General features: G+C 71.3%; 5 protein-coding genes. 2 read left to right on the top strand and 3 right to left on the bottom strand.

From position 1 onward, the window contains the following. Positions 1-310 precede the first annotated feature (310 nt). Both AB0L06_RS20030 and AB0L06_RS20025 read left to right on the top strand, forming a co-directional pair. On the top strand, positions 311-1126 hold the full coding sequence (locus AB0L06_RS20030; protein WP_500232518.1) for an SAM-dependent methyltransferase: 816 nt from the start codon (positions 311-313) through the stop codon (positions 1124-1126). Positions 1127-1431: 305 nt separating this feature from the next. Next, positions 1432-3468 carry an RCC1 domain-containing protein gene (locus AB0L06_RS20025; RefSeq protein ID WP_500232517.1) on the top strand — a complete coding sequence of 679 codons (2037 nt, stop codon included), beginning with the start codon at positions 1432-1434 and terminating at the stop codon, positions 3466-3468. Positions 3469-3757: 289 nt separating this feature from the next. Here AB0L06_RS20025 and AB0L06_RS20020 read toward each other — a convergent pair whose 3' ends face one another. From AB0L06_RS20020 to AB0L06_RS20010, 3 genes are all read right to left on the bottom strand, one after another. After that, the gene (locus tag AB0L06_RS20020) at positions 3758-5329 is read right to left on the bottom strand and encodes an NAD(P)/FAD-dependent oxidoreductase (RefSeq protein WP_500232516.1); all 1572 of its coding nucleotides are present in this window, start codon (positions 5327-5329) and stop codon (positions 3758-3760) included. Positions 5330-5444: 115 nt separating this feature from the next. Further along, the gene (locus tag AB0L06_RS20015; protein ID WP_500232515.1) at positions 5445-6482 is read right to left on the bottom strand and encodes a hypothetical protein; all 1038 of its coding nucleotides are present in this window, start codon (positions 6480-6482) and stop codon (positions 5445-5447) included. 610 nt (positions 6483-7092) lie between these two features. Continuing rightward, positions 7093-11166 carry a S8 family serine peptidase gene (locus AB0L06_RS20010; protein ID WP_500232514.1) on the bottom strand — a complete coding sequence of 1358 codons (4074 nt, stop codon included), beginning with the start codon at positions 11164-11166 and terminating at the stop codon, positions 7093-7095. Positions 11167-11256: the final 90 nt, after the last annotated feature.

Here is an 11256-nt window from a genome sequence, read left to right as displayed (position 1 = left end):
CTCACCATCGACAGTGAACCCCACACGCCCCGACACAGCGGACGCCATCCGGCGTGTCACCAGACCCGGCGAACGTATGTGGTCAGCGCACTAGACGGTCGGCCGTCCTCAAGGTGAGGTGTCCGCGGAGCATGCCAGGCCTCTTCGCGGCGGCCTTCTCCCCCGACGGTCGAGCGCTCGTGACCGTTTCGGTCCCGTCCGAGATCACCGTCTGGTTCCTCGACCGGCATCGTCACATGGCCGGGACGGGTCCTGACACTCCTCTGACCGATCGGTGGCCGCCGCGCGGGAGCGGGTGGAGCATGGCGGCATGACCGGCGAAGCCCCGAACGACGTCCCCAGCAGCGTTCCGAACGACGTGACGGTGCCGCACTCGGCGCGGATCTGGAACCACTGGCTCGGCGGAAAGGAGAACTACCCCGTCGACCGGCGGGTCGGGGACCGGGTCGCCGAGCTGTACCCCGACATCGTCAACGCCGCCCGCGCCTCCCGGCACTTCCTGCGCCGCTCGATCCGTTTCCTCACCGCCGACGCCGGGATCCGGCAGTTCCTGGACGTGGGCACCGGGCTGCCGACCGTCGACAACACCCACGAGATCGCCCAGGGCATCGCGCCCGAGACCCGCGTGGTGTACGTGGACAACGACCCGCTGGTCCTCGCGCACGCCCGTGCCCTGCTCGCCGGGACGCCGGAGGGCGCGACGTCCTACATCGACGCCGACCTGCGTGACCCCGACCGCATCCTCGAGGCCGCCGAGCGGACCCTCGACCTGTCGCGGCCGGTGGCGCTCATCCTGAACGGCGTCATGGGACACGTCGCCGACGACGCGCAGGCGACCGCGATCATCCGCCGGCTCCTCGAGCCGCTGCCCGCCGGCAGCCACCTGTCCCTGTCGGACGGCACCGACAGCAGGCACGTCGCCGGGCACGCCGAGGCGATGCGGCTGTACAAGGACAGCGGCGCCGTCCCCTACCACCTGCGCACCCCCGAACGCCTCACCGTGTTCTTCGACGGCCTGGCCATGGTCGAGCCGGGCCTGGTCCGCTACCACCAGTGGCGCCCGGACCCGGGCCCGTTCACCGGACCCGACATTGACGGCTACTGCGGCGTCGCCCACAAACCCTGACCTGCCCCCCGCGCCAGCTCGATTCGCACGCCGCGCCACCTTCACCCCGAGCGGGCCAAGCCGGAGGAGACCTGCGTCCGCCCGGCCACGGGTGCCGGCCGCGGCCCGTAGGTTGCCGCCCGCGGGGCGCTGCGAGTTCGCCGCCCGCCTGGATCGAACACTTTCGGTCATTGCGTGGATACTCTGTGCGGTGATCTTTGATCTTCGCCTTTCCTGGTATGCGTGGTCGTCGGCCGTCCTGGCCGACGTCGTCGGCGCCGATGGGGCGGAGTCAGCGGCATCGGATCGGCATCGGGGGATGCGTGATGACTGTTGGGTGGGACGGCCCGTCCGAGGGCGGGGCAAACGGCGTCGGCCGACGGCGCCGGGCGCGGTGGCGCGGTGCGGTGGCCGTGCTGACGGCCGCGGTGGGCGCGGCCTGGGGGCTGGTACCGGTGGGGACGGCGTCGGCGGGCACGGTGCCGCCGACCCACCTCGCCTACTCCACGGGGACCAACACCCAGGGAATGCTGGGGAACGGCACCACGACCAACCGCAACACCCTGGGCGCGGTGCTGCTGCCTGAGGGCCTCAAGGTCAAGCAGGTCTCCTCGGGGTACTACCACACCCTGGTGCTGACACCCGAGGACCGGGTCTGGAGCTGGGGCCTGAACGGCAACGGGCAACTGGGAGACGGCACCACCACCAGACGCCTCACCCCGGTCGAGGTGCACCTGCCCGACGGCGTCAGGGTCACCCAGGTCGCGGGCGGAGGATCCCACAGCCTGGCGGTGACCACCGAGCACCGGGTCCTGGCCTGGGGCACCAACTACTACGGGGCGCAGGGCGACGGCACGACCACCGACCGCCCCCTTCCCCACTACGTGCACCTGCCCGAGCACATCGCCTTCAGCCAGGTCGCGGGCGATGGAGGGCACAGCCTGGCGCTGACCACCGACGGCCGGGTCTGGGGCTGGGGACGCAACGCCCAGGGACAGCTCGGGGACGGCACCAACACCGACCGCCTCACCCCGGTCGAGATGGCACTGCCCGCCGGCGTGCACGTCACCCAGGTCGCCGCCGGAGGGTCGCACAGCCTGCTGCTGGCCTCCGACGGCCGGGTCTGGGCCACCGGATACAACTACGACGGGGAGCTCGGGGACGGCACCACCACCAACCGCAACCGCCCGGTGGAGGTGCACCTGCCCTCCGGGGTCCACATCACCCAGATCGACGGCGGCGGCACGACGAGCGTGGCGTTGGCCTCCGACGGCCGGGGGCTTTCCTGGGGCGGCGGCAGCGGCGGGATGGTCGGCGACGGCGCCACCGGCAACCGCCTCACCCCGGTGGAGGTGCTCCTTCCGCCCGGCGTCCGGCTCTCCCAGATCGAGACCGGGCACTGGCACAGTGTCGCGCTGACCACCGACGGCCGCGTCCTGGGCTGGGGGACCAACAACGCCGGGCAGCTCGGGGACGGCACCAACACCGCGCGTCCCACTCCGGTGTTCATGCCGCTCCCGGCCCAGCGCGCGGCGACCCAGATCACCGCCGGGCACTCCTTCAGCGTGGTGCTCGCCGAGGCGGCCGCCACCAGGACCTCGCTGGCCGCCCACCCGACCTACGCCGGGCCGGGTGAGGACGTCACCCTCACGGCGCACGTCACCTGCAACCTCGGCACTCCCACCGGGCTGGTCGCCTTCTACGACGGCGACCGGGAGATCGGCACCGCCCCGGTGGACGAGGACGGCGTCGCGACACTGACGGTCAGCGACCTGGAGGAGGGCCGGCACCACATCACCGCCCGCTACGAAGGCGACGGCGAATGCCCGCCCTCGGAGTCCGAGCCGGTCACCGTCGCCATCAGCACCCAACCCGCCCACGCCAGCCTCCACCTGGACAAACAGTTCGCCGGCTTCGTCAAGCCCGACAAGCGCCACACCAAGCACGCCAAGGCCAGGAGCTGGGCGCATTCCCGACACAACGCCAGAATGAGCGTCCCGGACACCGCCCAGACGAGCGAAAAGGGCGCCGCCGTTCAGACCAGCATCTGGGGCGGCACGGCCGGACTGAGCGCCTGGCGCGAACACGACGCCATCCGCTACCGCTTCATCGTCACCAACACCGGCGACCTGCCCATCAACGCGATCACCATCCACGACTCCCGCACTGGGACCATCTCCTGCTCCACCGGCACCCTGCAGCCGGGGCAGACCGCCACCTGCTACGGCATCCACAAAGTCACCGACAAGGAGAGATCGCGGGGCCACGTCGACAACACCGCCACCGCCACCGGCCACACCGAGGACGGCGACACCGTCACCTCCAACAAGGCCGAACTCAGAGTCGACATCACCTACGCATGACCACCAGCCCTCGCCCCCCCGAACCACCGGGGCGGCGAGGGCCGCATCCGGGCGATGGAGGCGTTGAGGCGGGTCAGCATCGCGCAGGCGTGCAGGACGCCCACGATCTCCGTCATCCGGAGGACGCCGTGACCATTGACCAGGGCACCGCCCACTGTTCCGGCAGCGTGCTGGACACAGCCGAATCCGCCTTCGCCGCCCTGCCCACCTGGTCCGCGCCGCTCGCCGGACGGCCCGGCGCTGAGAAAGGAGGTGCCGGATCGGCGTCTGGTGGCAGCGGATGTGCCGCTCAGCGCTTGACCGCATTCGGTGGGCTCGATGGCGGACCGGGAGGCGTGCGTTGTGGGGACGGCCGCGTGGTCGGGCCTGCGCTGGATCGATAGTGGGCGCGGGCGTGCCGCAGGTAGGGGCGTAGCAGTGTGCTGCCGGCGTCGGGTTCGTTGTTCAGCGCGTTGAGGACTTCGGGCAACAGCGCCACGGGTTCCTCGAGCCGTTCGAGGAGTTCGGTGGCCCGCTGCCGGGACTGGCGGGTCAGTGCCTCGGGATCGACGCAATAGGGCAGTTGGATGCCCAGGATGACGGCGGCGTCGATCTCGTGGGCGACGAACCGTTCGATCGACTCGGCGACGGTGGTCTGCTCGATGGGAGCCCGTTCGGGCGCCAGGTGCTCCCATGGTTTCGCCGCCGCCTGGTCCGGGCGCAGGATGACGTCGGTGATGTGCCGGGCGATCAGCGGCGAGCTGTGGAACCCGTCGCGGTAGGTGCCGGTGGCGAAGATCAGGCCGCAGGACGGAGCGGCGCCCAGCAACGGCAGGCCGTCCAGCGTGACGGGACGGCGGCCGAACAGCCAGCGCCGCACGCTGGAATTGCCGAGCCGCCGGTCGAGTTGCTCGCATGCGCTGCGGAGCAGGTTGTAGGAGACGCCCATCCGAGGGCCGGCGATCGGGTGGAACGACAGGACGTTGGTGGCACCGATGTACTCGTCGCCATCACCGGTGAGCGGCACCAGGTGCAGTCCGCAGGCACCGGCCTGGTTGGGAGACCGGACGACCTCGGCGAAGCCGGGAAACAGCTCACGCCGTGTCTGCACGGCCAGTCCGGCGCCGTGCAGCATGGGTGGGACCAGCCCTGGTGGCAGCTCCTGGATGAACGCTTGGCTGAGGCTCCCGGCGGCCAGCACGACCGCGTCGGCGTTCATCAACGTGCCGTCAGCGAGCCGCACGCCGCGGACGCGCTCACCGACGATGTGCAATCCCTCGGCGCTCTGCGGCACCCGTGCAACGCCGCGGCGGTCCAATGCCTTCTCCAGCGCGTGCAGGGTGGCCCGGGCGTCCAGGGCACCCTCCCGGGGCAGGTGCAGGGCCCGAACGGGACGCGCGTTCACCTCCGGCGCCAAGCCGGTGATGTCGGATGGAGCGACCTCCTGGTGCGGCTCGTCAAAGGCGCGCAACACGGCCAGGATCGCCTCGTAGTTGGCGATGGTCTGGTCCGCGGCCTTGGCCCCCAGCACGACGAAGGTGCCCTGCGGGGCGTCCTGCCCCAGGCCAGGCTCATCGGCGTCCTGACGCAAACACTCCAGCCAGCCGGGCCAAGCGTCCAGGGCCCGTCGAGCGATGTCGAACTTGGCCCGTCCCGCCGGGTGGTCGAAGGTCTGGGCGGTGACCTCCCCGAAGCAGTTCAGCATCGCGCCGGCAGCCGCCGACGCCGCCCCCGGCCGCTCGGGAGGCCCGACGACCGTGACAGGACAGTCCGGGGCCCGCCGCGCGACCTCCCAAGCGATCGACAACCCGAGAACACCGTTTCCGATGACCAGCACGCCGGGCACGGCGCCCGCCCGCCCCGCGCTCCCGCTCTCCGCCACAACTCGTCAACTACCCAGAAAGCAAGCGGGACCATCGTCGCCCGGGACGCGGGGACGCGGGGACGGATGTGGGGTCCCGGTGAACGTTCACCAGGACCCCTGTCTGGTCGTGGGCTCAGGTCAGAGTGAAGACGAGCGGCCCGGCCAGGACGTCGTAGACGTCGTTGTAGAAGTACCAGGCCGCGTAGGTGCCCGGCCCGGGCAGCCTGCCGGTGTCCAGGGTGGTGCTGCCCTTGGCGTCGGGCGTGTACGCCCAGACGAAGGACTCCTGAGGCGGACGCGTCGGACCGGCGGGGTAGAGGCCGATCCAGTTCTTGTCGCTGACCTTGGCCGATGAGGTGGAGTAGCGCAGCGTCAGAGGTGCGCCCTTGGCCATGGTGGACCAGTCGGTGGTGAGGGTGCTCTTCATCGGCGGCGGTGGTGTCCTCTGGGGCGCATGGTGCGCCGCTCCGGTCTTCACGTTGTAGGGGACGGGCAGGGCGTCGAGCCCGGCCGCCACCTGGGCGTAGCTGCCGACCACCCTGGTGCCGGGGCCGTCCCAGTTGAAGATCATCGCCTGGTCGCCCTTGATGAACAGGGTCTCTTCACGGGGCATGTCCGGCGATTTGAACATCACGGCGTGGTCGAAGTCACCGCTCATCGCCGAGGGCGGATTCCACCACTTCCACTTGGGCATGTCGGTCAGGGAGCCCTTGTAGGAACAGCCGCCCGCGGGGCCCCAGTCGATGACCGCGCACTGGTCCCCCTTGAGCAGCATGCTGCTGCCGTCCGGCAGTCCCATGACGGCGTTGAGGTCGCTGCGAAACTCGGTCGGGATGTGGCGCCCGAAGTCCGGCATCTCGGAGATCGGCCCCTGATACCTGGGCATGCCACCCCACTGCCAGTCCAGGCACAGATCTGCCTGGATGAAGATCGTCCGCCGCGTGCCCGTGGTGCTCCGGACGTCGAACGCCGCGTCGGAGTGACTGGCGAACCGCTCGGGGATCCCGGCGAGCTGCGTGTCGTAGGCGTCCACGAGCCGCCCCTCCGAGATCAGCTTCTCGGTGTTGATCTTCGCGACCCGGTCCCGCCACAGGAACAGCGCCTCCCACGGATCGACCCGCCCCGGAATGATCGCCGTGAAGTCCGTCTTGCCCGCCCGTACGAACGCCATCCTTGCCCCTCCCGGTCGGGCCCCTGGCGGGCCCACGCCGCTGACGTTAGGACCCCACAATCGGCGCTCACAATAAGCAAAAATTGTTCGGACGGGCCGAAACGGGCGGGGTGAACTACTCCTTTTCATTGCGGACGCCCTTTAGGTCCCGGGTCCGTACCCGGCCACGATCGCCACCGTCCGCTTCGCCTTCCCTCCCCCGTCGCGAGACCGCAGGTCCGGGTCCAAGCGGCCAAGCACCGAGTCGGCCGTGGAGGACATCGGATCCGTTCCCGTCATCCTCGTCCCACCGGAACCGCAAGAAGGCCACCGCGAAACAACGCCATCACGCGACCTCATACGGCCAACACCAGCGCGGCGGCGGCGAACATGAAACCGCCCGTGGCAGCCATAAGGCGTGTTCGCCGTTTCCCCTGAAATCTGCTGGTCGGGGTTCGAGTTCTTCTGCGAGTGCCGCCACTGACCTGTGAAAACTCAATCGCGGTCGTGATCGAATTCCGGCCGCTTCGCCTCCCATTCGGCCCCGTGGTCGCAGCCGGCCGGCCCGAACGCGGGCGGCGGCCCGCCGACCGGGTGGTCGGCGGGCCGCCGCGGGGTGTGCGAGGGCGGGTCAGTAGGTGAACTGCTGGATCTGGGTGTCGTACGGGCCGAAGGTCCAGCCGGTGCGGGTCGCGGGGTCGAGCTGGACGACGTCGTCCGGCGGGCCGTGCCGGCCGTTGAGGAAACCGTTGAGCGTCCGGACGGTCTTGCCGGTCCTGAGGTCGACGACGGCGAGTTGACCGGTGGGGTCGTTGTCGGGGATGACCATCGCCGACGAGCCGTAGAAGGCGCGTCCGACCGGGGTCGGGAAGGCGATGACGGCCAGGTCGTGGACGTCGTCGACGGCGAGTCCGAGCGGCTTGCCCAGGCGGACCGGCATCGAGGTTCCGGGGGTGCCGGTGGCGAGGTCGACCGGGCCGAGCGTGGCGGTCGGGACGAGGTTGACGCTGATCGAGTTCGCGAACAGGTTGTACAGCTTGCCTCCGCCGACGGCGGCGCCGTAGCCGCACGGGGAGATGGAGCCGGTGTAGCCGACGGTCCGGGCGTCGAGGTCGACACGGGCCGCCTGACCGGCGCCTATGCAGTTGAAGGGACCGGCCTGCCGGGTCAGGTAGACCTGTCCGGACGCCTTGTCGACGGCGAGCAGGCCGTACGGGACGGTGTTTCCGGAGACGCTGATCGGGATGGGGTTCCCGGCGGCGCCGGTGTTGAGGTCGATGGGCAGGGCGGCGTTCTTGCCCGGCGCGTACAGCAGCAGCGCTGCCCGGGAGCGGGCGGCGTCGACCTGGCCGGTGACGAAGTAGCCGTCCTCCTCGGGCAGCTCGGTCGAGCGGACGAGCTTGTCGGTGCCGGTGTTCCAGGTCTCCACGTGGACCTTGCCGTCCCCCGTGGCATGGATCAGCAGGGCGCGGTCGGCGGTGGCGCCGACGACCTGGTAGTAGGAGTCGCCGGGGTCGGAGGTGATGACGGCGCCGTAGCGTCCGGTGGCGGCGGAGTAGTGGCGGACCTCGGTTCCGGTGGCGGTGACCAGCGCGGCGACCGAGTGCTCCCCGGCGGCGGCGAAGCCGAGCACGCCGGAGTCGTCCGGCGGGAGGCCGTCGTCGAAGGCCAGCGTGGACACCGGGGACGCCTGGCCGATGACGTGACCGGAGCGGTCCAGGGCGAGGACCCGGACGCCATAGGACAGCGAGCCCGTCAGGCCCAAGCGGGCCGGGTCCAACTTCACAGTGCCATGGGTGTCGTGCAGCACCCGCTGGTAGGCGGACGGGCTGTTCACGCCGTCATGGTCGAGTTGGGTGCCGTTGACGTTGGTGAAGGTGTTGACAGTGCCGTAGAGCGTGGGGCCGGGTGTGGCGAACTCCATCTGGGCCGCGTGGGCGCCGGGCACGGTCCGCACGTCGTAGTTCACGGTGGTGGCGGGGGCGGCGCGGCTGACCTCGGCGGTGTGCCCGGTGACGCCGTTGGCGCCGGTCAGCAGGGGCGCCTCGGGACGTTCGGCGGCGGTGGCGCCGGTGACGCGCAGCGGAGCGAACTCGCCGTAGACCGTGAAGCGCGGGTTGGCCGAGTCGAAGCCGGACTGGACGGTGCCGATGCCGTAGAGGCCGCCGCCGCCCGTGAACGCCGAGGCGGGGATGGTGACGGTGCCCTTCTTCTCGGTCAGTTCCTGGTGCCAGCCGGCGGTGAACACCGGGGCGAGCACCGGGTTCCAGTGCCCGACCGTGGAGACGACGAGCTGCGGCTTGTCGACACCCGCGACGCCGGTGAGGTCATAGGAGACCGTGACGGACTTGCCTCCGGCGACGGTCGCGGGGGCCTTGGGCGCGAGCGCCTCGGTGGTGGTGCCGTCGCTGGGGCCGACCGTGAGGGTGCGGGTGGTGCTCGCGCGGGTCCGGCCGTCCTCCAGGACGCTGTAGGTGACGGTCACCTGCCGGTCGGTGGTGGAGACGACGGGTTGCCCGGCGGCGGTGAGCAGCTGCTCCGGGGTGATCCGGATCCCCGGGGTCCGCGAGGCGAAGGTCTTCCCGCCGACGCTCAGCGCGTACGTGGCTCCGGGCGCGGCGCCGGTGACGTCACCGGCGAACGTGACCGGGCCGGTCAGGGCCTTGCCGTCGCCGCCCGAGGCGCGGTCGCCCAGGTCGATGCGGTTCTGGTCGGTGCCTTCCAGGAACGAGCCGCCGAGCTCGCCGCGGGTGACCCGGTGAGCGACGCCGAGCCGGACGATCTGCGGCCCCGGGCGCGAGCGGTCGGCGCCGAGGACCTTCTGGACGGCGGCGGTGACGTCGATCTGGGGGCCGACCTGCAGCGTCCGGTCGATCTGCGCGGGCGTGGGCACGGCCCGTCCGGTGGAGGTCAGGATCTGGCGCACCGCGGCCGGTGTCAGAGGACGGCCGCTGATACGCCCGGCCTGCAGGACGACGGCCGCGGCGGCGGCGATCTCGGGCGCGGAGGCGGAGGTGCCGCCGTTGAGGGAGACGTCGACGTCGCTCGCCCCGCCGCCGATCGCGTGCGAGAAGGAGAGGATGTTGTCGCTGGGCGCGGAGAGGGTGACGCGGCTTCCGAATCCGGACGAGAAGGTGCCCTCGCCGCTGATCCTCGTCTCGGCCGTGGTCGCGGGACCGTCGGTGCCCGCGGCCAGGATGTCGTCCAGGGTCGTGCCGCCCGCGGCGATCGCCCCGCTGTCGGGAACGCGGCTCGGGGTCGTCGACTCGGCCACGTCGTCGATGCGCGTGGCGCGGCGCTCGTCGGGTGCGAGGTCGGTGGGCGTGCTGCCGCCGTCCGGGCCGACCGCGGCCGGAGTGTAGAGGCGGGTCCCGTCGTTGGACGAGATCGTCACCACGGTGCCCTCGCGCACGATGGACGCGACGACGGAGCGGATGTACGGGTCGTCCTCCAGATACCGGCCCGGGAAGCCCTCGGTGTCGGTGCCGAAGCCCAGCGAGGCGGTGATGACGTTCGGCCGCGGGCTCTGGTGGGCGGCGGCGAGCAGGGTCCCCGCAAGCTGGGTCATGGTCGGCTGCTCGGGCACCACCAGGCGGTACCCGGTGCCGGGCGCGATGCCGAGCAGGTCGGTGTAGCCGCTGCCGGTCGCGCCGGGCCGCTGCCGGTCGTGGGCCAGCGGCGACATCACGCTGAAGTCGAGAAGGACCTCACCGAGCGACGCGTCCTGGCCCTCGGTGGACCCGGTGGCGTCCAGGCCGCCCGCCGCCTTGGCGACGTAGGTGGGGATCAGCGGCATCGACGGCAGGTCGAGGTAGCGCTGGCCGTCCTTGACGACCGTGGTCGGGCCGTTGCCCTTGACGTAGGAGTCCCCGGCGTCGGCCATGGACTGGTCGGTGAGGTCGCCGATGGAGACGTTGGTGACGACCTGCCCCTGTCCCGGCTGCTGGCCGTGCTCCCCCTGGAGCAGCGAGAACGCGCCCATCGCGTTCACCCCGCCCGAGTTGAGGAACGCCTGCGCGGAGTTGGCGACGGTGTCGTTGGTGGGGAGGACAGCCCCCTGCTGTAGGGCCTTCTGTTGGGTCTTCGGCTTCCGGGTCTTCGGGAACGCGGCGAGGGCGGCCTTGGGCAGCGCCGTCCCGCCGGTGTTCATCGTGTTCACGTAGCGGTCGGGCTCGGCCAGAGCGACGCCCGGAGTGCCACGCAGGACGCGGGCCACCGACGCCGAGTCCCGCTCGCCGGTCTGGAGCACATAGGACTGCCCGAGGCCCGTGCCGGTGGCGGTGCCGCGCACCAGCGGGCGCAGCGACTTCGCGCCGAAACGGTGCAGCTGGGTGTTGACCTGGGCGTTGCTGGTCTGGGCTTTGCGCGCGCCGACCCGGGTGCCGGGCACCGGGGTCCCGGTCACGGTCGTCCCGGTGTCCAGGGTGACCAGCACCTGTCCGGGCACGACACCCTGACGTTGCTTCGGCGGGGTGGCGGGTGCCTGCCGGGTGGCCGTCTTGGAGACCCGTGTGGACTTCATGTCCAGCGGCGGACGCGGCGTGGCGACCGGAGGTGAGGCCTTGTGCGGGATCGTCGGCGGCGGGGGCGGCGGTCCGGGTGCCGCGGCCTCGGCCGGAATCGCGACGCCGGCACCGGCGAGGACCAGTGCGACGGCGGCCGCGAACCGCGCCGACCAGCGGCCGGGAGGGTGGACGTGGGGCATGGGACACCTTCCGGGGAGCGAGGGTGCACAGGGGACGAGTGGTGCGGGCCCACCCCGGAAGATGTCAATCAGTGCGTAAGGGGCGCAAGA

The organism is Spirillospora sp. NPDC052269 (genome assembly GCF_040679435.1).
Taxonomy (GTDB): Bacteria; Actinomycetota; Actinomycetes; order Streptosporangiales; family Streptosporangiaceae; genus Spirillospora.
The sequence above is the reverse complement of the archived record's forward strand: the minus strand, read 5'-3'. Positions and strand labels throughout refer to the sequence as shown.